This window comes from Methanothermobacter sp. CaT2, assembly GCF_000828575.1.
Classification (GTDB): domain Archaea; phylum Methanobacteriota; class Methanobacteria; order Methanobacteriales; family Methanothermobacteraceae; genus Methanothermobacter.
Genome location: NZ_AP011952.1, coordinates 729,455 through 753,592, shown reverse-complemented (window position 1 = coordinate 753,592; position 24,138 = coordinate 729,455). Strand labels below are relative to the sequence as shown.

24 protein-coding genes are annotated in these 24,138 nt (G+C 50.3%); 14 read left to right on the top strand and 10 right to left on the bottom strand.

Going from position 1 to position 24,138, the window contains the following annotated elements; translation table 11 throughout:
* Nucleotides 1-6 precede the first annotated feature (6 nt).
* Entirely contained in the window at nt 7-1,182 is a 1,176-nt protein-coding gene (locus MTCT_RS03855) for a GMC family oxidoreductase N-terminal domain-containing protein (protein ID WP_048175528.1), read from the top strand.
* A gap of 107 nt (nt 1,183-1,289) precedes the next feature.
* Nucleotides 1,290-2,084 carry a succinylglutamate desuccinylase/aspartoacylase family protein gene (locus MTCT_RS03850; RefSeq protein ID WP_052457331.1) on the top strand — a complete coding sequence of 265 codons (795 nt, stop codon included), beginning with the start codon at nt 1,290-1,292 and terminating at the stop codon, nt 2,082-2,084.
* A 108-nt stretch (nt 2,085-2,192) separates the two neighbouring features.
* Here the strand turns inward: MTCT_RS03850 and MTCT_RS03845 are convergent, their stop codons facing one another.
* From MTCT_RS03845 to argC, 6 genes are all read right to left on the bottom strand, one after another.
* A complete protein-coding gene (locus MTCT_RS03845) occupies nt 2,193-3,863 on the bottom strand; it encodes a pseudomurein-binding repeat-containing protein (protein ID WP_048175527.1) in 1,671 nt (556 codons plus the stop codon).
* Nucleotides 3,864-3,874: 11 nt separating this feature from the next.
* Nucleotides 3,875-4,345, bottom strand: a complete 471-nt coding sequence (gene pyrI, locus MTCT_RS03840; protein WP_173402631.1) for an aspartate carbamoyltransferase regulatory subunit — start codon at nt 4,343-4,345, stop codon at nt 3,875-3,877.
* Between the two features lie 105 nt (nt 4,346-4,450).
* Entirely contained in the window at nt 4,451-5,662 is a 1,212-nt protein-coding gene (locus MTCT_RS03835) for a preprotein translocase subunit SecD (RefSeq protein WP_048175525.1), read from the bottom strand.
* Entirely contained in the window at nt 5,659-6,501 is an 843-nt protein-coding gene (locus MTCT_RS03830; protein WP_048176593.1) for a protein translocase subunit SecF, read from the bottom strand. Before MTCT_RS03830 ends, MTCT_RS03835 begins: the two co-directional genes overlap by 4 nt.
* Nucleotides 6,502-6,534: 33 nt before the next feature.
* On the bottom strand, nt 6,535-7,032 hold the full coding sequence (locus MTCT_RS03825) for a flavodoxin (protein ID WP_048175524.1): 498 nt from the start codon (nt 7,030-7,032) through the stop codon (nt 6,535-6,537).
* 80 nt (nt 7,033-7,112) lie between these two features.
* Nucleotides 7,113-8,117 (bottom strand): N-acetyl-gamma-glutamyl-phosphate reductase, encoded by a 1,005-nt coding sequence (argC, locus tag MTCT_RS03820; protein ID WP_048175523.1) that lies wholly within the window; start codon nt 8,115-8,117, stop codon nt 7,113-7,115.
* 238 nt (nt 8,118-8,355) lie between these two features.
* Between argC and MTCT_RS03815 the strand changes: the two genes are divergently transcribed.
* Nucleotides 8,356-9,207 carry a transglutaminase family protein gene (locus MTCT_RS03815; protein ID WP_048175522.1) on the top strand — a complete coding sequence of 284 codons (852 nt, stop codon included), beginning with the start codon at nt 8,356-8,358 and terminating at the stop codon, nt 9,205-9,207.
* 66 nt (nt 9,208-9,273) lie between these two features.
* Here the strand turns inward: MTCT_RS03815 and MTCT_RS03810 are convergent, their stop codons facing one another.
* On the bottom strand, nt 9,274-9,729 hold the full coding sequence (locus tag MTCT_RS03810; RefSeq protein ID WP_173402630.1) for an adenylyltransferase/cytidyltransferase family protein: 456 nt from the start codon (nt 9,727-9,729) through the stop codon (nt 9,274-9,276).
* Between the two features lie 22 nt (nt 9,730-9,751).
* A complete protein-coding gene (hisA, locus tag MTCT_RS03805) occupies nt 9,752-10,492 on the bottom strand; it encodes a 1-(5-phosphoribosyl)-5-[(5-phosphoribosylamino)methylideneamino]imidazole-4-carboxamide isomerase (protein ID WP_048175521.1) in 741 nt (246 codons plus the stop codon).
* Between the two features lie 126 nt (nt 10,493-10,618).
* On the opposite strand from hisA, the gene MTCT_RS03800 reads away from it, so the two are divergent.
* Nucleotides 10,619-11,200: a V4R domain-containing protein gene (locus MTCT_RS03800; protein WP_048175520.1), complete on the top strand. Its 582-nt coding sequence runs from the start codon at nt 10,619-10,621 to the stop codon at nt 11,198-11,200.
* A 75-nt stretch (nt 11,201-11,275) separates the two neighbouring features.
* On the opposite strand, the gene MTCT_RS03795 is transcribed toward MTCT_RS03800, so the two are convergent.
* Complete coding sequence (locus MTCT_RS03795; protein ID WP_048175519.1) at nt 11,276-12,187, bottom strand: DMT family transporter; 912 nt, start codon at nt 12,185-12,187, stop codon at nt 11,276-11,278.
* A 187-nt stretch (nt 12,188-12,374) separates the two neighbouring features.
* Here MTCT_RS03795 and truA point away from each other — a divergent pair, with 187 nt between their 5' ends.
* The 7 genes from truA (at nt 12,375) to MTCT_RS03760 (ending at nt 20,196) form a co-directional block, all read left to right on the top strand.
* Nucleotides 12,375-13,205, top strand: coding sequence for a tRNA pseudouridine(38-40) synthase TruA (gene truA / locus MTCT_RS03790; RefSeq protein ID WP_048175518.1), 831 nt, complete (start codon nt 12,375-12,377; stop codon nt 13,203-13,205).
* Nucleotides 13,206-13,443: 238 nt separating this feature from the next.
* On the top strand, nt 13,444-14,790 hold the full coding sequence (locus MTCT_RS03785; RefSeq protein ID WP_084126187.1) for a DUF460 domain-containing protein: 1,347 nt from the start codon (nt 13,444-13,446) through the stop codon (nt 14,788-14,790).
* Nucleotides 14,791-14,810: 20 nt separating this feature from the next.
* Nucleotides 14,811-16,127, top strand: coding sequence for a non-hydrolyzing UDP-N-acetylglucosamine 2-epimerase (gene wecB / locus MTCT_RS03780; RefSeq protein ID WP_048175517.1), 1,317 nt, complete (start codon nt 14,811-14,813; stop codon nt 16,125-16,127).
* A 1-nt stretch (nt 16,128) separates the two neighbouring features.
* Nucleotides 16,129-17,424, top strand: coding sequence for a nucleotide sugar dehydrogenase (locus tag MTCT_RS03775; protein WP_048175516.1), 1,296 nt, complete (start codon nt 16,129-16,131; stop codon nt 17,422-17,424).
* Nucleotides 17,421-18,395 (top strand): ATP-grasp domain-containing protein, encoded by a 975-nt coding sequence (locus MTCT_RS03770; RefSeq protein ID WP_048175515.1) that lies wholly within the window; start codon nt 17,421-17,423, stop codon nt 18,393-18,395. The genes MTCT_RS03775 and MTCT_RS03770 overlap by 4 nt, the downstream gene beginning before the upstream one ends.
* Nucleotides 18,396-18,468: 73 nt before the next feature.
* Nucleotides 18,469-19,497 (top strand): hydantoinase/oxoprolinase family protein, encoded by a 1,029-nt coding sequence (locus MTCT_RS03765; protein ID WP_048175514.1) that lies wholly within the window; start codon nt 18,469-18,471, stop codon nt 19,495-19,497.
* Nucleotides 19,498-19,530: 33 nt separating this feature from the next.
* The gene (locus MTCT_RS03760) at nt 19,531-20,196 is read left to right on the top strand and encodes a hypothetical protein (protein ID WP_048175513.1); all 666 of its coding nucleotides are present in this window, start codon (nt 19,531-19,533) and stop codon (nt 20,194-20,196) included.
* A 224-nt stretch (nt 20,197-20,420) separates the two neighbouring features.
* Here MTCT_RS03760 and MTCT_RS03755 read toward each other — a convergent pair whose 3' ends face one another.
* Nucleotides 20,421-20,936, bottom strand: a complete 516-nt coding sequence (locus MTCT_RS03755) for a CDP-2,3-bis-(O-geranylgeranyl)-sn-glycerol synthase (RefSeq protein WP_084126185.1) — start codon at nt 20,934-20,936, stop codon at nt 20,421-20,423.
* A gap of 148 nt (nt 20,937-21,084) precedes the next feature.
* Here MTCT_RS03755 and tes point away from each other — a divergent pair, with 148 nt between their 5' ends.
* From tes to hacB, 3 genes are all read left to right on the top strand, one after another.
* Nucleotides 21,085-22,569 (top strand): tetraether lipid synthase Tes, encoded by a 1,485-nt coding sequence (gene tes / locus MTCT_RS03750; protein ID WP_048175512.1) that lies wholly within the window; start codon nt 21,085-21,087, stop codon nt 22,567-22,569.
* Nucleotides 22,570-22,584: 15 nt separating this feature from the next.
* On the top strand, nt 22,585-23,562 hold the full coding sequence (locus MTCT_RS03745) for a beta-ribofuranosylaminobenzene 5'-phosphate synthase (RefSeq protein ID WP_048175511.1): 978 nt from the start codon (nt 22,585-22,587) through the stop codon (nt 23,560-23,562).
* Nucleotides 23,563-23,625: 63 nt separating this feature from the next.
* Complete coding sequence (gene hacB / locus MTCT_RS03740) at nt 23,626-24,138, top strand: homoaconitase small subunit (RefSeq protein WP_048176587.1); 513 nt, start codon at nt 23,626-23,628, stop codon at nt 24,136-24,138.

Sequence of the window (24,138 nt, the reverse complement as noted above, 5' to 3'; positions counted from 1 at the left end):
GATCCAATGGTTCTGGTGGTTGGCTCCGGTGCTGGCGGCGCAACCCTTGCAAGGGAACTCGCCATAAAGGGCATTGATGTTACCGTAATCGAGAGGGGCCCCTACGTTAAGGATTCGGATGCATTCCTCTGTTATGAAGCCCCTGAGGATGTGGATATCCTTAGGACGAACTGTGTTGGCGGATCAACCCTTGTTACTGCAGGAAACGCCGTCAGGGTCCTTGAGGATACCCTCCGGGACTATGGGGTTGACATAGGGAGAGATCTGGATGCCATTGAGGCTGAACTGAGGGTTGGGGAGCTCCCGGAAAGCCACACAGGCATTGGCACAGCCAGGATAGTGGAGGCTGCAGAATCCCTGGGCCTCAGGGTAAGGAGGATGCCTAAATTCATAGACCCTGATAAATGCAGACCCTGCGGTAAATGCTCATTCGGATGTCCGAGGGCTGCTAAGTGGTCTGCAAGGAGATTCATTGACGAGGCAGTGGACCATGGGGCTGTTATCCTTGAAGAAACCAGGGCAGAGGATATAATTATCAGGGGGGGCTCAGTCTCCGGGCTGAAAACATCCAGGGGGGATTTCCAGGATGAAACGGTTGTACTGGCAGCTGGAGCCATTGAAACCCCAAGGATACTCATGAGGGCAGGTATAGATGCAGGTAAGGGACTCTTCATGGACACCTTTGTGACGGTGGGGGGTATACTTGAGGGGGTCGGGTTCTGTGATGAGGTCCAGATGAACGCCCTCATAGAACTCGATGGAGTCATACTATCACCCCACTTCTCAACCCTCCTCTTCCCCGGGGAGGATAGGAGGAACGTCCTCAGCATGATGGTTAAGATAGCCGATGAGAGATCTGGACGTGTGGAGGCCGAGAGGATTATAAAGCATCACACAGTCAGGGACATCAGTCTCCTCTCAGGGGGTGCAGCCATTGCAGGGAGCATACTCTCACGGGCCGGTGTCGGGGCAGGCACCTTGAGGTCCACGGGACCCCGGGGGGCCCACCCTGGTGGTACCGCTTCAGTGGGGGAGGTTGTTGATGAGAACCTGGAGACCTCCATTGAGGGTCTCTTCGTGGCTGATGCGAGTGTGCTGCCAGAAGCACCTGGCGCTCCACCCATACTGACCATAATGGCACTTGCAAGGCGTCTGGCACGTCATATAGCTTCAATTTTATAGTAGAGTTTTTCAAGGCCTGTTCAGAGTGTTTATTCAATTTAATTTATAAGGAGAACACAGCACATCATATAGGACATCATGAATATACATATCCTTAAGGTGAAATTATGAAAAAATCATGGATCAAACTCATAACACTCCTATTTGCTACCATGTTTCTATTCTCCACCCTGCAGGCAGCCTCGGCCCTCAAAACCGAGATAATCTACACAGGTACAGGGGGAGATGTGACAAAGAACTACTACATAAAGAACTACGCCCCCAGGACCCCGGTGACGTCTGAGGTGTTCCAGGCAGCCAGAAGGGGAACACCCATGTTCACCTTTGGAGATGGAGGGGGTAAGAAGGTCATAGTAGTCGCGGGGGTCCATGGAAATGAACTCCCAGCATCCATAGCCGCTGTGAAACTAATAAACTACCTCTCAGGCAAGAAGATCAGGGGCACAGTCTACGTTGTACCCTTCCTCATACCATCATCCACCGCGAGAACTTCCAGGTACTGGAATGGTAAGAACCCCAACAGCATAGCAAATATCAGGGGGACACCCACAAACAGGATACTCCAGATCGCACTTTCAAGGGACGTGGATGCAGTGGGTGACTTCCACTCAACAAGGCCCGGTGGAGTGCCAGGGAAAACATCCATCCTCTGCACAAGGATCCCCACCTATGAAAGCTACAGCATGGCATACTACATGAGCCGTTACAGTGGATCCGCATTCATACCTGCTCAGGTTGCAGGTAAGGACTATCCAGGAGCTCTTGAGGATGTATGCAACCTCGCAGGTATCCCTGCAGTAACTGCTGAGGTCAGATCTTCCCATGGCTCAGTGGCATCTGGAAGTGTAACAAAATCCTACACCCAGATGATGGCGTTCCTCAAGTACAATGGGATCATCTGATCTTCAAAAGGAAGTCTCTATTTTATCTTCCTATTTTTATCATTTTCCATGTTTTTCCTGAGAAAAGGAGGTCATCTTTTTTAACGGTTTTTTGAAAAAATGAAAGGCTCAGGTGATGAGGTCCTTTATGAACTCCACCACAGTGTCAATTAAGCCCTTACCAACCTTCACAGAGGACGGGAACACCATTCTGCTTCTGTCTGTGTGGTTCTGGATTATCTGTGCAAACATGGCTGTGTACTCATCCCTGCCGATCTTAGCAGCACCCACCTGCACATATGATGGGAGTCTGCCATTAGTTCTGCTGAACTCATAGACCCTCCTTGCAACGTCACGGTACTCTGTCCTTGAGAGTGTCCCGGTGTAGGTGTTAATGGATGATGAGGCATCTGATATCGCTGTGTTGTTCTTCCTTATGGGGAGCCCTGCAATGTACTGTGATGCAAGGTACACCCATTCCTGCCTGGGCATTAACGTGGCCTCTCCCCTGACCAGCCGCTGGGCGTCAGTGGATAGTGTTGTGGGGTCAATCTCATGCCTTGCAACGTATCTGGAGGTATCCATATCCACCATGTGCTCCCCCTCTGCAGAGTAGGCATAGTCAATCAGCTTCATGGCTGTGCGGTGTATCTGCTCATCACGGCTGAAGCTTCTGGGTTCTATGAGAAGTATGCCAGCATCCCTCAGGAATCTGGATGGTTCCTTTATCCCGGCAAAGTAGGTGCTGGAGAAGTTGTCGTCCCAGGCCCTCGGCAGGTATCCGGTTGAGGTGAGGTTGAGGCTTCCATAGTTCACATAGACGATACCGTCAAGTCCACTGGCATAGGATCTCAGGTACCCCTTCTTCACCCCTGAGACAACACCATACATTGTACCGGGGCATGCAGCGGCTATGTAAACAGCCAGGGAACCCTTCGGGGCGTTCTTAATCGCCCTGTCAGCCTCTCCAGGGGCGGGTGACTTCTCATCAATTATGACCCGGGCTGAACCACTTATCTCGGCCCTTATGGACTCCATGAGGCTCCTGCCATCCACACCACTGAGCCTGTCAGAGCTTATGTATATGGTTTCTGGGTTGCCTGATGCGTAACGGTTCATTATAACCGAGGTTGTGGGGTACCCTGAGGACCAGAGGGAAGTTCCGTTGACCCTCACCCCTGTTGAGGTGCTGTAGGATGCCCCTGTCTTCCAGATTGTCATGGCAACGGGTAGAAGCGTCCCTGGCGCTGATACCTTCTGTGAAGATGCTGACTGAACTGCACTGAGGGTTGCAGAGTCACTTCCACACCAGACCCGCCTGCAGGGTATTCCAAGACCCCTCAGGGAGGAGGATGGTATGGCTGAAGGGGATGCGCATATGATTATACTCCTAGGCTTTAAACGTTTTATCTCTGTCCTGGTGGCTGAGGGTAATGTTTTACCAGCTATAAGGAGTGGGGCATCATTTTTTATTGCAAGGTATGCTGCTGAAATGTCTGACCCTGTCCCCAGGACAACAACGTCACTCCGGGTCCAGTAACGTGCAAGTGAAGATGTCCTCGCAGGGATCCGGGTCCCATTCACCCTTATGTCCCCTACAACCACCGGGCTCTGGCCCCTGAGATACTTCACCACAGACTTCTCAGGCGTGTAACTGCTGATTATCAGCCTGCCATCTGTATGGGCTGCTGCCGGTGCAGTTATGATGGCATGTGACGGATCGGTCACAAAAACCGCTGCAGATGCAGGTGAAATCAAAATGAGGACTGCCATCAGGATGATGGTTAATTTCCATCTCATGGTATCAACTCCTAGAACTGGGACTCTATCTCATCGGCCTCAATGAGGCGTTCACAGTAGTAGCAGCGTAGCAGAACCGGTTCCTCTGAGATGACGTAGAAACGGTTCTCGACACCCTCGTCACTGTTTGTGATGCAGTTGGGGTTGGGACATCTGAGGATGCCCCTAACCTCATCCATGAGCCTCACCTTGGCCTTCTCAACAATCTTATAATCCCTTACAATGTTTATTGTGGCCCTGGGGGCTATGAGGGCTATCTGATCAACCTCTGAGGGCTTGAGTTCCCTGTTCTCTATTTTAACTATGTCCTTGGATCCAAGCTGGGATGAGTCCATATTCATGGCAACGGTCACCTTGCTATGCCCATCAGGGAGTCCAAGGATGTTGAGGACATTCAGGGATCTGTTTGCAGTTATATGATCTATAACAGTCCCATTCCTTATGGGTTTGACCCTCAGTTCAAAGGGTTTCTTCATATTCATCCCCTCTTAATTATATCTAACATGGGATAGGGGCGATATCTTCCAGATTGAGGATCTCTCCTGTTCTTTGGAGGATATCATCCCCTTCACGGGTTAGAACATCTCCTATTTTCTTCTAACAACGTTGAAGGTTTCAATGAACAGGGCATACACGGGTCTTGTGATGAAGACTCCTATGATGACTCCGAGGACCGTTGTGAATGCAAAGCCAGCAAGGAGACCTATTCCTGTGGCACCCCTTGAAAAGCCTATGTAGGCCAGTGGAAGCATTGCAGCTATAAGGGTGCCTGCTGATGCGAATATTATGAAGAAGGCATCCTTTATCCTGAACTTCCTCCTTGTTCTGCGGCCTTCACCAGATAGTACCTCATCTGTTATGATTATCTGGTCGTCCACACCTGTACCTATCGCCGCCAGTATACCGGCTATGGCTGCAAGGTCAATGTTCCACCGGATAACCGCGGCCGCCCCCAGTATAAGCAGGAGCTCTGCGAGGGTTGTGAAGAATATTGGCAGGACGAGGATTGGGCTGCGGTACCTCACTATGAGTATCACCGCTATTGCCAGAACCGCGAGTATCCCTGCGATCAGTGCACCCTCTGCGAACTGTTTCCCGAGTTCAGGGGATACGCTGCTCACACCGACTATCTTAACCTTAACAGGCAGTGAACCTGATTTGAGGAGGGTCTCTATCTCCTTCGCCTGGACCTCGGCCTCTGCCTTGCTGTTCTCTGCCCCTGTTATCCTGACATCTGTGACCGGCTTTCCGGTGGCAACCTCGGCTGATATTTCAGGGGCTGTTATCAGGCGGTCGTCCAGGTACATCTTAACGGGTTCTCCTGCCTTGCCCCTGGCCGCCTCTGCGAACTTCCTGGCGCCCTCTGTTGAGAGCCTGAAGGGGACCTCCCATTCATTCCCGGTTATTATGGGGGCTTGGACGCTCACAATATCTGCACCTGTGAGAACGGTCTCGTTACCTATCTTTGCCTCAAACTTACCGGGTTTACCAACTATAGCTGCGACCTGGTCCGGCTGGACACCAGCAATTTCAACTATAACGTTCTGGTCTCCGCTTGCACGCACCTTCACATCCTTCACACCGAATATGTTGAGCCTCTTATCAAGTACACTGGTCACGGTGTTCATGGTAGCGGCATCCACCGGCCTCTCGAGCTGTATCTGTATGAGTGACCCTCCCTGAAGGTCAAGTCCCTGCTGAATACCCATGGTTGATATTGCAGTGACACTCGCCGCCACAAGGACTATGAGGAGTATCACCCTGTAATCCTTAAGAAACTTTGATACCTTCCTGTTCATGATCTAACCTCCAGGTACCACCTCAGAATTCCAAGGTTCATGAGCCAGGTGGTTATAATATCCGCCAGGAGCCCAATTATCAGGACTGAGGCTATATCACTCAGCACCCTGGCCTCGGGCATCACAAACACCGTCACAAGGTAAAGCGCAGCCATTGAAGCTATTGCAGCTATGGACATCGTAACACCCGTCTTCATGGCCCCCAGAGCCCTCTCGTTGATGGTCCCCTTCCTCCGTTTAAGGACCCTTGTGGTGAGTAGGATGTCTGTATCCACGCTGTAACCTATAAGCATCAGTATCGCACCGACAGATGCCAGTGAGAGGGGAATGCCGAAGAGTGACATCCCACCCACGGCTATTATGATATCAGATGCTGCTGCGAGTATAACTGCCAGTGAGGGGACCGGGTCCCTGAATATTATGAAAACCGTCACCGACATGAAGAGGAATGCGAAGCCAATGGCCCAGTAGATCTGGTTCATGGCCTGTTTGCTCAGAACAGGACCGACTGCCTTGTAACTGTTGATGGTTGCGGTACCCCTGAGGGCTTCACTCACCTTCACAACATCCATGTCTGTACCGAACTGTACCGTCGCCCTTTCCCCCCTTATGGAGAGGACCTTAATGTCTCCTGTGCCCAGTTTCTCCCTGAGGAGGGATTCCAGTTCGGCCTGGGTAACGCTCTTCTCGAGGGTCAGCTCTGCAAGGGCTCCACCCTTGAGGTCCACGCTCTCGTTGAGTCCATTGAAGACAACGAGAAGTAGCGCAATTACAGTTATGGCTGCTGGTATGGCTATGAGTGGCCTGTATGACTTTAAAATGCGGTCAATCAAGACGATCACCTTTAAAGTTTGTCCTATCTGTCAAATAGATCACCTGGCTTCGTATATCTTCAGGTCCTTCTCATTGATTATTCTGAGGGTATCCTCCCTCACCTGGATGAGTTCTTTGCCCGCGGTTTTCTGGATGAAGAAATTTATTATCCTTCCTCCCCGTGCCCCTATCTTCTCTGCCATTCGCTCTATCGCACCCTCACCGCCCTGCCGGCTCATGGTGGTGAAAAGTATCACGTCCTTCCCAAGGAAATCCACCCTGTCTATGAGTGTTATTATTGCGGGGGAGGGTTTACCTGCCCAGGTGGGTGTTCCAAGGTATACAAGGTCGTAACCTGAGAGGTCGACCTTTTCGGGCTTGATGGGTGTCTTTGACTCTCGAAGTGCATCTATGGATGATCTGAAACTGCTCATGAATCCTTTTCTATCATCAAGGTCCCTGATCTCGATAAGATCAGCATCCAGTTCCTCTGCAAGGGTCCTTGCAACCATTGCAGTGTTCCCGCTGCGAGAATAATAAATTACACACGTTTTCATCATATCACTCGGCTTCGTCACCTAGGGATGGGATTTGATGGCATCATATATATTTCTGTCCATTTAATAACGGTGCTCTGCTATGGGTACATCCCGGGGAAATCAAGACCCTCGACCTCCCTGAACCCGAACATTATGTTCATGTTCTGGATGGCCTGACCGGATGCGCCCTTCACAAGGTTGTCTATGGCTGATACTATAACAGCCCTCTGATTATCATCAACCTCGAAGCATCCGATGTGGCAGAAGTTGGAGCCCCTGACTGCACTGAGCCCAGGGATACCCTCAACAACCCTTACAAAGGGTTCTCCATCATAGAATCCCCTGAATATGTCTGCGATTTCGCCCTGTTTCAGGTCCTCAAGGAGGAAGGTGTGGGCTGTTGTAAGGATGCCCCTTGTCACCGGGACGAGGTGGGGGGTGAAGCTGAGCCTCACAGGATTCAGCCTTGAGAGTTCCTGCCTTATCTCCGGTGTGTGCCTGTGGCCTGTTACATTGTAGGGGATTACATTATCACTGCAGTGAGGGTAATGGGTCAGGGCTGTTGGCTTAACACCCGCACCACTCACCCCGGTCTTCGAATCAATTATGAATGTGTCTGCAATCTTCTCATATACCAGGGGGAGACATGCGAGTATTGCACCCGTCGGGAAACAGCCAGGATTTGCCACAAGATCTGCGGAGGCTATCTCCTCCCTGTGTATCTCAGGAAGACCATAAACCGCGTCGAGGGGGCTTTCGTGTTCGATTCCATACCATTCCTCATAGGTTTCAGTGTCATCAAAGCGGTAGTCACCGCTGAGGTCCACCACCCTTATACCCCTCTCTATAAGCTGGGGGACGATCTTCATTGAGGCCCCGTGGGGGGTGGCTGTGAAGACAAGGTCCGCGTCTATTTCCCCGGCACCGACGTCCTCAAACTTCAGGTCAGTGTCCTGGAGGTGTGGATGCACCCTCGACACGGGAACACCACTGTACTGCCTCGATGTGGCTGAGACCACCTCAACCTCCCTGTGGTTCTCGAGGAGTCGCAGCAGTTCACCTCCAGTGTATCCACTGGCTCCGATAATACCCACACTTATCATCTTGATCACCTTAATTGACTTGACTGTGATAATTACTTTGGTGAACTGATTTAATAAGGTGTTATGGTTTAGATGCCTTAACTGATATGATAATCCAGTGCTGTCGGCCAACTCTAATAACTCTGTGACGGCGGTACGCCTCCCACAATATATGTCTATCACTGACCCAGGTCATGGCCACCAAAATTTATAAGTATTTCATGGACAACCTTTAACTGTCCATGGGGATATCTTTCCCATGAATGGAGGCGGTAAAATTAAGCGTCACTCGATACTTGCATTACTGCTGCTTCTCGGAGTAGTGGTACTGCCCGCTGGAGATGTGAATGCAGCTGAATCAAATCTAACATCCAGTACAACCGGAAACACAAGTGCTGCATATACAAAGGCATCAGCATCGACCACAGTGAACTACACCTACCATGAATACGTCCCCTATAAGGTGCGGGTGAAGGTATCCTACCTTAAGCCCTACAGGGTGAAGGTTAAAAAGGCCATCAGGACCTACTACTACCGGAAGGGGAAATACAGGGTCCGTTACACCTATGCCTACACCTATGTGACCCGGTACAAAAAGACCTACCGCTGGGTTACCGAGACACGATACAGAAAGGTTACAAGGGTCGGATACGCAGAGCTCTCTGATTATCTGAAGGAAACCGATAACTGCCAGGTTTCGGATGAGGAGATCTCTTCTCTGAGCAGTAACCTCACATCAGGCTGTAACTCAACCTATGATAAGGCGGTAAGGATCTTTAACTGGGTCCGTGACAGCATAGACTACAGTTTCTACTACAATACACGTAAAGGCGCCGTTGGTACACTCCACAGTGGATCAGCAAATTGCTGCGACCATACACACCTTCTTGTTGCCCTTGCAAGGGCGGCAGGTATACCCGCGAGGTACATGCATGGTAACTGTGTATTCAGGAGTGGTAACACCTATGGACACGTCTGGGGACAGCTGTACGTCAATGGAAGATGGTATGACGCCGATGCAACAAGTTTCTCAAATTCCCTGGGAACAGTGAATAACTGGGACAGGTCCAGTGCATTTATAAAGGGCGTTTACGCAGAGCTACCATTCTGATCTTCAAAAATAATTTATTTTTTTATTTTCCAGCTGAAAAATCAATGCACTATCTCTGCTTTACCATCAACAGTTTTTAAGTGAGTCCTCGTCGAATTCCATGCTGCGGATCCTTTTAATTATCTTGCAGGTGCTGTCAAGTTCGGAGTCTCTGTATTTCTTTATCCTCCTGACCTCACATCCAAGGCCCCTTCTCCTGAGCTCATCACGCAGCTCATCAACATCAAACTTCTGATCGGGGCCAATGGCGATGATGTCAGGTTTTATACGGTGCACTATCTCAAACATGTCGGTCTCACTGCCAAGGTAGGCCTCATCAACAGGCTTCAGCATCCTGACAACCTCAAGCCTCTGTTTCTCACCGACTATGGGGGTCCTCTTGCGGGCCCTGACTGTGGAGTCCCTTGCAAGGACAACCACCAGCCTGGCGTCCTTCCCACCAAGTTTCCTGGCCTCCTCAAGGAAGAACCCGTGTCCGGGGTGTATTATGTCAAAGGTGCCTGTTGCCATAACTGTCTTCATTTTATCATCCTGCTGAAGGTGTTCATTTAAGGTCCTGATATTTGAGGGCCTCGGTGAGGTCTATGAGGCCCCTGTAGATGGCTGATCCTATAACGACCCCCATTACACCGGTCCCCTGCAGCATCCTCAGGTCATTCAGGCTGCTAACACCCCCGGAGTAGATTACAGGTATCTCAACTGCCTCCACAAGTTCACTCACGGGTTTCAGGTCAAATCCTGAGAGAAGACCCTCGAAGTCCACGTTGGTAAAGAGTATGCTACCAGCTCCCCTCTCCTGGAATTTCCTGCCCATCTCCTCTGCTGTGAAGGGGACCTTCTCTGTCCATCCCCTTATAACAACCTGTGAGTCCCTGCTATCAAGTGAGACCATTATGCGTTCCGATCCGTATTCACCTGCAAGTTCCTCAACGATGGCAGGGTTTTCTATGGCCATGGTGCCCAGTATAACCCTCTCAAAGCCCATATCAAGGAGTTTCCCTGCATATTCTCTACTCCTTATACCTCCACCTATCTGGAGGGGCACTGAAACCCTCTCTGTGATCTCCTTCAGTATACCTGTATTCTTCTCAAGACCAAGGGCCCCATCAAGGTCCACGACATGGATTGTTTCAGCCCCCAGGGATTCCCACCTTCCGGCAACTCCGGCAGGATCATCAAGCACGACCTGCTCTGTCCCGGGTTTTCCCTGAACAAGCTGAACACATTTTCCATCCTTTATATCCACGGCCGGTATTATAAGCATTCTGTCCTTCTGAAAGCTCATTTTATCACTGCTGCCAATACGCTCCTGTTTTGGGTTTTTCTGATGAAGATATTTAAAGGTTCCTTTCCATCTCCTTGAAGATATTTAAGTATCCCCGGATATAAATGAAGGTGAAGGTGGTGTGCCATGGAGAATATCGGGGCCATCATTGACGAATACCGGAGAACCACAGACGATGAGATAATGAGTGAAAGAAATGGAATCGGTCCCAGAGAGCCCATTAAGGATAATATAGAACTTAAAGACATTTTTAGGCCGGAGAGAATGTTCTTCTCCCGATTTGAAGACGATGGGAGTTACGTCGCAAGCTTCCGCATGGGACACTTCAACATTCCTGATATAATTTCAGGTTCAGCAGCCGGTGTTTCCTACATCGGAGGTCTTAATCTTGGAAGGGCCCTCATATCTGAGGGTCTGGCTGAGGACATCCACTCACTCGCAGAGCTCATGCTTGACCAGAAACTGGGCATTCTTGATATCGTCTCTGAATGGGAGGATGATGGATACCTGAGGATGGATGTGAGGGTCTATGAGTGCATTGAATGTGCAGGCCTTCCAAACATAGGGCGCCCAATATGCTTCTTTGAGGCTGGTATAATTGCCGGAGCCCTCTCTGAGATACTTGGCTGTGATGTGGATGCATATGAGAGGCGCTGCTGGACCAATGGTTACTCCTTCTGCCAGTTTGATGTGAGGGCCAGGGTATAGAGATCAGATTCATTTCTCTTCACTTTTTTCAGGGGGCACTGATTTTATTACATTTCAGTTTTCCAGGACATAATCTTACTTACCGTTCCCGTAGAGTATGAAGACCCCTGTGAGCATCACAATCCCTGAAATTCCCTGCATGATCGAGAATGGCTCTCTGAGGATTATAAATGCGAATATTGCCCCGAAAAGGGATGATAATGGAAAGAGGGCTCCGACCATGGAAGCACCTATCTCCCTTATTGCGATGTAGATGAGTATGAAGGAGCAGCCAATGCTGAAGACTGAAACCCCGAGTGCATAGGGGAGCATTTCAAGGGGAAGTTCAGTGTTTATACCGAGAATAAGCATGATGATAAGGAGTACAAAGCCCCCAACAGAGCTTTTAACCCCGGATATAAATATAAGGTCCCTTTTTCTGCTTAAAAACTTGCTCAGGACGGTGTCAAGGCTCCAGAAGAACGCTGCCGCCATCACAAGAAAATTTCCGGTAACAGCAACGTTCTGTAGAATGGTACTGAAATCACCCTCAGTTAAGAGGTACACAGCACCCAGTATGATGAGGACTATCCCCATGAAATCCTTCAGCTGAAGGGTCTCCCCGAATATGAGGTAGCCCAGTAAAATAATGAAGAGAACCTCAACGTTCAGTATGAGTGATGCGTTAACCGCTGTGGTATCCCCCAGTCCCGTGAGGAAGAGGAGAGGTGCTATCACAGTACTCAGGAGTGCTGTAAGAAGAAGAATCAGGTAATCATTTCTTTTTATTCTGGCCTCGCTTTCACCTTTTCTGTTTATGGCATTAAGGACATGCTCCCGGAGGGGGGTCTCCCTTATCAAGAAGAGGAAGATCCCGGCAATTATGTAGGTGTAGGCCCCGATGGTCACGGGATGCATGCTGGAGAGCATTATCTTATCAAGTGTTGCAGAGATACCAAAGAAAATCGTTGCAGTTATAATACTGATATAACCCCACAGTCTGCGCATATATGCACCTTCCTCAGGATACCCACACATAGATATGGTGGTGGGTATAAGATATAAGTGATGACCCACTAAATAAAGGATTACCCGGCAGACCTTGAAGCTCACCGGGATAACTCAACATCTGAGAAATTTATATTACTTCTTCTAACTACAGGTTTCTCTTATCTCCACCACACCAGGTGATCCTATGAGGAAGATAGCTCTGAAGGTTGCATACATAGGTACAAATTATCACGGATTCCAGAGACAGCCAGACGTCCCAACAGTTGAGGGAAAACTCCTGGAGGCCCTGGAGGGGGCAGGTATCATTGAGGATCCAAAAAAGGCACGATTCCAGATAGCCGGCAGAACCGACAGGGGCGTCCATGCACTTGGAAATTTTGTGAGCTTTTTCACAGAGGAGGATATTCATGTGAACCAGATCAACGACCTCCTTCCCCGGGATATACGGGTTCTCGCGTGGGCATCGGTCATGTACCCCTTCAAGGTAAGATACCCTCTGGAGAGGCACTACAGGTACATACTGCACCGGGAGGAGTCCATGGATACAGATTCAATGGCCGAGGCAGCAGCCCACTTCAGGGGGACCCATGACTTCAGCAACTTCTCAAGGAGGAGAGACAGGGACCCCGTGAGAAGGATAAATGATGTCAGGATATCCGAGGTCGGTGATTCCATCATCATCGATGTCTACGGTGAGAGTTTCCTCTGGCAGATGGTTCGTAAGATGGTCAGGGCTCTCTTAATGGTATCTGAAGGGGAGCTTGCTCCTGATGACATGGCCGGGCTCCTGGATACTGACCGGAGGGTGTTTCTGGAGCCCATGCCCCCCGAGAACCTCATCCTCATGGATCTCAAATATGGGGTTAAGATAAAACTCAGGCATGATGAATATGCGTTTAAACGGTTCATATCCCTGCTTGAAGAGGAATTCCGGTTGTACCGGGAGATGAGCCTGGTAAGGAGAGCTATGAGTGATCACCTGAGGGATCTGCAGGAACATGAGCTGACTGACTGATTAAGAAGCAGCCATCACCGGTCTGCCACTTTGGCCACATATTCTCTGGATCCAGGGTGTTCTTGCTCTATCATCCGGTGTGTTTCGTCCCTGTGGCTCCGTTACATCCGTGTCATCAGCCGGAGTGGTCAGCATCCCCATGAGGTGCCAGTGGAGTAGCTCGTTGAACCGGTGTCATCCAAGGCATACCCTGAATTCATCAAAAACTGTAAGTAATTATAAATATACAGTTACACTGATGGATACAGTTCTGGAGGATCATAATCTGCATAAGAGGAAAAAGTCAGGGGTGGAGATAAAGCCCCTCACGATAGCCGGTATTGACCCGGGTCACACAGTCGGCCTTGCCCTGGTTGACCTTGAGGGAAGACTCCTCCACCTTGGAAGCATGAAGGAGGCGGCAAGGTCCGATATAATTGAAAGGATAATCGAACACGGAAAACCTGTTATAGTGGCATCGGACGTCCACCCAGCCCCCAGCGCAGTGAAAAGGATAGCTTCAATGCTCAATGCAAGGCTCTACACACCTGAAAGGGTCATGACCATATCCTTCAAGAATGAACTGGTATCGGATTTTCTGAGGGAAACAGATTTCACACCTGAAAACTCACATGAAAGGGACGCCCTGGCAGCTGCCGTGAAGGCCTACAGGCATTATGAGATGAAGCTGAAACAGATAGAAAGAAAGACCAGCGAAACCGGTATGAGCCCCTCTGATACCCTGAGGGTCAAGGGCCTTGTGATAATGGGAAAACCCATCGCAGAGGCAATAAGGGCAGTGAAGGGTGAAGAAGAATCTGAAGCCATGGAAATTTCAGAAAAGGAGTCTCATGGCGACGAATATGATGTTGAGAAGCTCAGGAGGACCATCAGGGCCCAGCGGTCAAGGCTAAGAAACCAGGGATCAACCATTGAAAGGTTGAAGAGAGAGAAGAAGTCCCTCCTGGAGAAGATAAGGGAGCTGGAGGATGAGAAGTCAAGGCTCGAGAAAAAACTTGAAAGGATCCAGTATGAGTATTCAAAGGATCTGCTTTTAAACAGAGAACTTTCACACAAATTAAAGGTTATAGAGAAGCTTCAGAGGAAATACGCAGATGAAAAATCCCGCAGGGAGGCACTTGAAAGGGACCTTGACTCCCTCCTCCAGATAAGGGACATGGAGTCCTCCGGCGACACCACACCCATCAAGATCATAGAAACCTTCACAAGGGATGGAATACGGAGGGCCTGCTCCAGATGGAAAATAAAGACTGGAGACGTGCTGCTTCTCAGGAGCTCGGAAGGAGGTGGTTCACAGACCGCAAGAATACTCCTGGATCTGGGGCCAAGGGCAATAATAACTGAGGATAAGATGTCCCACCAGGCCCTTGAGGTATTTGAGGGGGCGGAGGTGCCCGTTATACCGGTCAGATCACTCCATATAAGGGTACATGATGATTTCGGGTCAGTTAAAACTCAAGATTTAAATAGAGAAATAAAAAAATGGAAACACAGATTAAATGAAAAAAGGAAGAAGAAAGAAGAAGAGGAGCTCCTCAAGGTAATAACCGAATACAGGGCTCAGCGAAGAAGGAATCATAAATGAGACTCTTTTAAGTGGTTAACATGAAGATTGCGATTATTTTAGGGACAAGGCCAGAGATAATCAAGATGGCTCCTGTTATAGATGAGATAAGGAAGCGTGGCATGGAATTTGCACTGATACACACCGGTCAGCACTATGACCATGAGATGTCTGATCAGTTCTTCATTGACCTTGAACTCCCGGCACCCCACCACAACATAGGTGTGGGCTCAGGGAGTCACGGGGCCATGACCGCCGAGATGCTCAGGGGTCTGGAGGAAGTGCTCTTAAGGGAGGAACCGGATATTGTAATGGTCCAGGGGGATACCAATGCCGTCCTTGCAGGGGCACTGGCAGCGGTCAAACTCCACATACCGGTTGGACATGTCGAGGCCGGTTTGAGGTCCTTTGACAGGACCATGCCCGAGGAGATAAACAGGATGGTTGCAGATGTCTGCTCAAAACTCTACTACGTCCCAACAGAGGAGTCAGCCATCAACCTCCTCATGGAGGGCGTGGATCCAGAGATGATCCTTGTCACAGGAAACACTGTGGTGGACGCCTGCCTCAGGAATATTGAGATAGCATCAAGGAAATCGGACATCCTCTCAGAGTTCTCAGAGGATGACAGAATTGTCGCCCTGACGCTTCACCGGGCAGAGAACGTGGACAACCCCGAGAGGCTCAGATCGATAATAGACGCCATACTTGAACTTGAGGAATTCAGGATAGTCTTCCCGGTCCATCCAAGAACCAGGAAGAACCTTGAAAGATTTGGACTCTACACCATGCTCCAGGATGCGGCCCACGTCACACTCATGAAACCAATGGGCTACCTTGACTTCCTTCTTCTTCTTTCAAATTCATTCATGGTACTCACAGATTCAGGGGGACTCCAGGAGGAGGCAATAACCTTCAACGTACCCTGCCTGACCCTCAGGTACAACACAGAACGCCCCGAGACAGTTGAGGCGGGGGGCAATATCCTTGTGGGCGCCGACAGGGAGATGATAACCGGGACGGCGAGGAGGCTCCTCGAGGACCCCGATTTCAGGAGGAGGATGATGGAGGCAGAGAACCCCTACGGGGATGGTCATGCCTCAGAGAGGATAATTGAAGAAACCCTCCGTCTCCACAGGGAGGGTAAACTTGGAATGGAAGCCCCTGAGGAGGTTATGTCCATACCATCAAGGAGACTGATACACGTTGAGGAGGATATAACCGTCTCGGACCTGGCTGAGAGGGAGGACGTATCTGTGAGGATGGTCTACTCTGCAGGCGAAATTCTCTTCCCGGCTCCTGACCTCAACCTCAGGGGACTGGATGTTCTCATAGAATCAGGGTCCAGGAGGAACTGATATGGATGATCAGAGGATAGCAGTATTTGGTCTTGGACACATAGGTCTTCCAACAGCGGCACTATTCGCAAGGGCCGGCTTTAAGGTAACAGGGGTTGACATAAACCCTGAAACAGTGGAGAAGGTTAACATAGGAAGGTCACCCGTCCTTGAACCGGGCCTTGATGAACTGGTGGCCGAGGTCGTTGGGACAGGTAATCTGGGGGCCACCATGGACGGTGAGAGGGCTGCAGCAGAATCAGAGGTCATGATAATTGTTGTGCCAACACCGGTCAACAGTGACAACACATCAGATCTATCTGCAGTGATATCTGCAGCCGAAACAATCTCCAGGGGCCTTAAAAAGGGGGACCTTGTGATAGTGGAGAGCACAGTACCCCCGGGGGCCTGTCAGAACGTGGTGCTCCCCATACTGGAGAAAACAGGTCTTAAGGTCTCAGAGGACTTTGGACTCGCCTACACCCCTGAGAGGGCACTGCCCAACAACACCCTCCATGAAATGCAGAACAATGCAAGGGTAATAGGGGGTGCTGACCCTGAAAGCGCCCGGAGGGCTGCTGAACTCTACAGGAGGATGACATCCGGTGAGGTAATAGTCGTGGATGACCTCATGACAGCCGAGATGGTTAAACTGATGGAGAACACCTACAGGGACACCAACATAGCCCTTGCCAATGAGCTTGCGGTTATATGTGAGGCCCTTGGCATAGACGCCATAAACGCCATCGAGGCAGCAAACCACCATCCACGGGTGAACATACACACACCGGGTCCGGGTGTCGGCGGCCATTGCCTCTCAATAGACCCCTACTTCATAGTGGAGATGGCGGAGAGTAAGGGCGTGCCTGCAAGGCTAATAAGGACGGCCAGGGAGGTAAATGAGTCCATGCCCCTACACGTCCTTGAAATCGTGAGGGAAACCCTTGAATCCCGGGGTAAGGCCCTCAAGGGTTCAAATGTGGGGATTCTCGGGGTTGCCTACAAGGGTGATGTGGCTGATGCAAGGGAGACACCGACAAGGCCGCTGGTCGCAGCCCTTCTCTCTGAGGGAGCCAGGGTCCTGGTGAACGACCCCCATGTCAGCCCTGAAATCATAAGGGGGATGGGTGTTGAACCGGTTTCCCTTGAGGAGGCCCTCAACTCTGATTGCGTGGTCCTCATGACAGACCACACAGAGTACCTTGAAATAACACCCGAGATGATCCCTGGCGGGATATTCATATGCACCAGGCCCGTCATGGACCCTGAGAGGTTCAGGGCCAGGGGTATAACATTCAGGGGTGTGGGCCGTCCTTGAAGCTCCTTATCTTTGAATATGCCACCGCCTCAGGTATAGACGACCCTGAAATATTCCTTGAAGGACGGTCAATGCTGGAGGCCCTTCTTGCAGATTTCAGAGACTTTGATGTTGAGTTCCTCCTCTCTGAGAGGTTTGCAGATATGGACATCGGGGCGGGCTTCAGACCCTCCATCATAGGTGATCTGGATGAATGGCTCCAGGAGAACCTTGAGGGATTCGATGCATGCATGTTCATCGCAGCAGAGGAGGGTATGGAGCTCTACAGGCTCACCCGCATCATTGAGGAATCAGGGGTGCTGCTCCTTGGTTCATCAGGGGATGCCGTGAGGACATGTTCAGATAAGAGGCTGACATACAGGGCCCTTGATGGAAGGGTCCCCCTCATCGGGACCTATGAACCTGAAGAGATCGTTGATGTCCCTTCAAGGCTCATAGTGAAACCTGCCGACGGGGTCGCCTGTCAGGGTATAAGGATCATTGAACCAGGGGATGTGCCTGATTTATCAGGAGACCTGATCATACAGGACTTCATTGAGGGTGAGAGTGTGAGTGTGAGCCTCCTATCCGACGGTGAGAGGGCACTCCCCCTGAGCCTCAACAGGCAGGACATCATCATGGCTGGCAGTGAACTGGAATACAGTGGTGGTAGCGCACCGGTGGATCATGAGATGAGGGAGGATGCATTCACCGTCGCCAGGAGGGCCGTGGAGTCCATTCCAGGTTTAAGGGGGTATGTTGGTGTTGACCTCATACTTGCAGATGAGCCCTACGTTGTTGAGATAAACTCCAGGATCACAACGCCATACATAGGGCTCAGGAGGGTTGCGGAGGCGAACCTTGGCCACCTCATACTCGAATCTGTCCTTGGAAGACTCCCTTCTGGTGTTAAATTCAATGGCACAGCATCCTTCAGGAAGGGCACCGATGGCATGGTTGTGGAGGTCAATGAAGGTTTCATGGGATACTGATCTGTACTGTTGATTCGCTGCATATAATTCTCTATCTACTCTACTTGATTCAGGATTATGGAGATGAAGTTTCATGAAGATTGCGGGATTTGATATTGGAGGAGCAAACACCGACATGGCCATAATAGACTTTGGCTCTGACGGAGACATGAAGGAGGTGAGGGTTGATTTCAGGTACCTCCCGATGTGGCTCAGAAAGGACGAACTTGCAGAGACACTCCTCGAGATGGTGGGCGATGACCTTCATGAACTTGAGGGTGTGGGTGTATGCATGACAGCTGAACTGGTGGACGCATACCCCAGCAAGGCTGCCGGTGTTGCCGATATAATTGACAGGGTGGAGGGGGCCTTCGATGTTCCAGTTGCATACGTGAGTCTCTCAGGGATGGTCGATGCATCCGAGGCCCTCGGAGACCCCATGAACATAGCGGCAGCCAACTGGGTTGCAACATCCCAGATAGCATCTGCAATGAGCAGTGACTGCATAATGGTTGATGTTGGAAGTACCACAACAGATATAATACCTGTAAAGGACGGATTCGAGGCTGCAAGGGGTAGGAATGACCTTGAAAGGCTTTCAACAGGGGAACTGGTATACACAGGGACACTCCGGACCAACGTGGCCACCATAGTTGACAGGGTGCCCCTCCAGGATAAATGGTTCAGGGTTTCATCTGAACTCTTCGCAGTCACCGCAGACGTCCACAGGGTACTGGGTAACATCAGGGAATCAGATTACACATGCAGCACACCCGATGGGGCCGGGAAATCGGTGGAGGAGTGCATGCTGAGGATAGCCAGGGTTCTATGCGCTGACCTTGAACTCCTCAGTCCAGGTGATGTGCTTGACGTTGCAGAGTACATCTACCACCAGCAGATCCTCAAGATAGCCGAGGGCATAGCCGAGGTTTCAGAACGTGAGGGCCTCGAGGAGGTTGTTACAACGGGTCTCGGGATGAAGATACTGGCAAAGAGGGCTGCAGAGGTCCTTGAACTGGAGTGCAGGACCATGGATGAATTCTTAACTGAGGAAGAGTGTGTGGTGGCACCTGCAGTGGGCACAGCACTCCTCATGGAGGACTATCTCCAGGCCCAGGGATGATGAAGACTTAAAATCTGAGACGAAGCTGGTTCCATGAGGTTAAGGATTGTTCTTGCAGCCATTGTGGCGGTCCTTGTTACCACAGTCGTGGTACTGAACCTCTCTGAGCATTCAACCATAGGCTCGGATTCAAGGGGGTACGTGACGAGGGACATCTACGCCCACTACGGTGAGCAGAGTGTAAAGATAGCCATTGTAACTGGCATACATCCAAGGGAAGAGGTATCGATAGCCCCTGTCCAGTGGGCTGGACGTGTATTTGCCCTGCTCCCGGTGGAGGTTATAATCTACAGCATCAACGTCGAGGACAGTCCACAGGATTATTCAAGGGGAAGAGCCAACGGTGAGGGTCTTGCAGCCACCTACATCCTCCCAGATATAAAGAGGTCAGACTATGACCTCGTTGTAATTGCACACGCCCATAAACCTGGCTACGGTGAGGGATTCTATGTAGCAACCCCCCAGATGGACAGGGCATCCGTGGAGATCGCTGAAAGGGTTAAGGAGGATGGATTCAACTATTACCCGGTCTCGGGCAGGACTAAATACAGAAGCTCATCAGGAAGGCTCTTCTCAAGGCCCCTGGCAGCTGCAGGGTACCCAACGCTGGTCTATGAGGTCCCTGAGTGGTCATCACCCCCTGAGGTGTTTTTCATGACCATCAAGCTCCTAAGGAGTAGCAGTTCCCTTCTCTCCTGATGCATGGAGGACCATGTGGAACCGTCAAGATAAATTAGTGAGATGGCTTTATGTGTATTGAGGAGGGGGCTGAAAACATGGTCCTCTTTACCCTGCTTCTGTGCGCATGATTCAAGAAAAAATAAATCCTGAAATGGGCATTTTTCCCTGTCCTGAAAAGATCACAGGACGCCCCTTCAGCACCCTCTCAGGAAACCCATTATTTTTATCGGTTATTCATTCCATCAGTACCAGACGTCCTTCATACCTAGGAGGTAGGCGATTATGTTGGCTGAGAGATGAAGAACCAGTGTAATGAGCATTATGAGGATTATGTAATCAATGGGTGGCACAACAATGGGGGATACCAGTATCAGGGCTCCGAAGACGAAATCGAGCTGGTCAAGAATTGGTGCGGGCCTGCCCCTATCTATCTTAAGCCTTCTTTTGATGAAACTGCCTGCAGCATCACCCATAAGGGCTCCGAATCCGAGAAAAAGCCCTGTGATGGCGCCAGTCATCATTGAACCTGAAAGGAGACCCTGAATTACTCCCACCACCAAACCGACACAGGTACCAGCAGCGGTACCCCTCCAGGTCACACCATCACCTATGAGGCGCCGCCCATCAGCGAGGGTTATCCCCATATCAAGGGGCTTACCCCCACCAAAGACGAGACCACTTATATTTGCCATATATGCGGGTAACATAAAGTATATTACATAGAGAACATCTATAATATTGATAATATCGGTATTCAACTGTACACCTCGCAAAGATTTTAAGACCCCACGAGAGTGGGTTAGATTTAAAGAAGAGGATACATGGATAATTTCAAGGATCAGATATATAACATTTGCCGATGAATTGATCAATGCATTTTAACATCCAGATTAACAGGTGACTGTTGTGGTAATAAAGAAAACTAGGAGCCTCTGTCCTGAATGCCTCAGACCGGTTGATGCAGAGGTCTTTGAGGACGAGGGCAGGGTTCTAATAAGGAAGGAATGCCCGGAACATGGAAAATTTGAAAATGTTTACTGGAGCAATTCCAAGGTCTACCATAAGGCGGAAGATTTTGATGAGGAAGGTGAGGGCCTCCTGAATCCACAGACAGACCCCATGAAGGGATGTCCACTGGACTGTGGGCTCTGCCCTGAACATGAAAGCCACACTGTTCTTGGTCTTATTGATGTCACCAATCGATGCAATCTTAAATGTCCCATCTGTTTTGCCAATGCAGCAGTGTCCAACTACCTCTATGAACCAACCTATGAAGAGATAAGGGAGATGCTGCGAAATCTCCGCAGAAACAGGCCGGTTCCAACACCTGCGATTCAGTATGCAGGGGGTGAGCCCACCGTCAGGAAGGACATAGTCGACCTGGTGAAACTTGCAAGGGAGGAGGGCTTCACCCATGTGCAGATAGCCACCAACGGTGTCAGACTGGCGCGTAAACCTGAACTTGCAGCTGAACTCAGGGAGGCAGGTCTCAACACGGTTTACCTCCAGTTCGATGGCGTCACAGAGGAACCATATATTACATCCAGAGGTAAAAACCTCCTCCCCATAAAACTGCAGGCAATAGAGAACTGTAGAAAGGTTGGTCTTGGCATTGTCCTTGTGCCGACACTGGTGAGGGGGCTGAACGACAACCAGGTTGGGGACATCATAAGGTTCGCAATTGACAACATTGACATAATAAGGGGCGTTAACTTCCAGCCAGTCTCCTTTGCAGGAAGAACCCCCGCCGACAGGGTCGAGGAACAGCGCATAACGATACCAGACTTCCAGAAACTGGTGGAGGAACAGACAGGGTCAGAGATATCCATGGATGACTTCTACCCTGCATCATCTGTCCGCCCGATATCTGACTTCGTGGCTGCCATTGAGGGAGAACCCCAGGTAACCTTCACATGCCACCAGCACTGCGGGACAGCAACCTACATATTCATAGAGGACGGTAAGATAATTCCAATAACAAGGTTCATCGATGTCGACAGGTTCTTTGAGGTCCTCGAGAAGGGTAAGGATGAAATCGAGGAGGGAGGAATAGCTGCAAAGGCAAAGGTGATTGCAAGATCAGCAATAGAACTCCCGAAAACCCTGGATAAATCAGAGGCCCCGGAATCAGTGGATATAAAGAGAATACTCACATCCATATTCAAGGAGAGGTCCTACACTGCCCTCGGTGAGTTCCACTACAACACCCTACTTATATCATGCATGCACTTCATGGACCCATGGAACTTTGACATCGACAGGGTCAGGAGGTGCGTCATACACTACGCCCTCCCAGACGGTCGCATAGTCCCCTTCTGCACAATGAATTCGATACACAGGGCAGATGTTGAAAGGCACTTTGCAAAGCCCCTTAATGAATCAAAGGATTAAGGAGTGGTAATTGAATTGATCATAAACACACCATCCAGACTCCACCTGACCCTCATAGACCTCAACGGTGAGAGGGGCCGCCTTGACGGTGGAGTCGGGATCACACTCAATGAACCCGAACTTGTAGTGGGCCTTGAGGCCTCAGATGATATGGGAGTTGAATTCACCTCTCATGCTGAAGAGAAGCTAAGGGAGGAATACAGGTCAAAGATAATGGAGGCTGCAACGAGAACCCTCAAGCACATAGGGAGTGATGAAAAGTTTCATTTCACCGTAAGAAGCATGTTCCCTGCCCACTCTGGTCTGGGTTCAGGGACCCAGTTGTCCCTTGCAACGGCAAGACTCGTAACAGAGTACCATGGAATGAAGTTCACTGCAAGGGAACTCGCACACATTGTGGGAAGGGGAGGAACCTCAGGTATAGGGGTGGCGTCCTTTGAGGATGGAGGATTCATAGTGGATGCAGGCCACAGCAGCAGGGAGAAGTCAGACTTCCTGCCATCATCTGCCTCAAGTGCCTCACCACCACCTGTAATTGCAAGGTATGATTTTCCTGAGGAGTGGAACATCATAATAGCCATCCCCGAAATCGACAGATCCGTTTCAGGGAGGAGGGAGGTTAACATATTCCAGGAGTACTGCCCCATCCCTCTGCGTGACGTTGAGAGGCTCTCCCACATAATACTCATGAAGATGATGCCCGCTATCCTTGAGGGGGACATAGAGGCCTTCGGAGAGTCGGTCAACGAGATACAGGGCACCGGATTCAAGAGAATCGAAAGGGAACTCCAGGACCCCCTCATCGACAGGATAATAGATTCGATGATATCTGCAGGGGCTCCAGGTGCAGGTATGAGTTCCTTTGGACCTGCGGTCTACTCGGTCACCGATGAAAAACCGGGAAATGTGGCTGGAGCCGTGGCCGAGACCATGGGTCCCGGCAGGATAATAGTAACAGGGGGCCGCAACAGGGGAGCTTTCATGATAAAATGAAGCCCCGAGCTGACTGATGATGTTTTCATGGACCAGATAGAACACGAGGTTAAGGGAGATACAATGGAAGGAATCATAAGAGGAAGAGTATGGAGATTCGGTGACAACGTGGATACAGATATGATTATACCGGGCCGTTACCTGAGGACCTTCAGTCTGGATGAACTGGCCTCCCATGTGATGGAGGGTGCAAGACCCGAATTTGCCTCTCAGGTCAGGAAGGGAGACATTATCGTCGCCGGACGCAACTTCGGCTGCGGATCATCAAGGGAACAGGCCCCTGTCGCCCTGAAACATGCAGGTGTGGTTGCAATAATAGCCGAATCCTTTGCAAGGATATTCTACAGAAACGCCATAAACATAGGGTTACCTGTTATAATGGCGAAGGTGGAGGCTGATGACGGGGATGAAGTATCCGTCGATCTGAGAAGCGGCCAGATCAGGAACCTCACAGCAGGCAGTGAATACCGGATGAAACCCTTCAATGAGTACATGCTATCAATCCTCGAGGACGGCGGACTCGTGAATCACTACCTCAAAACAATCAATACTGGCATATCAGGAGATGAGGGGTAG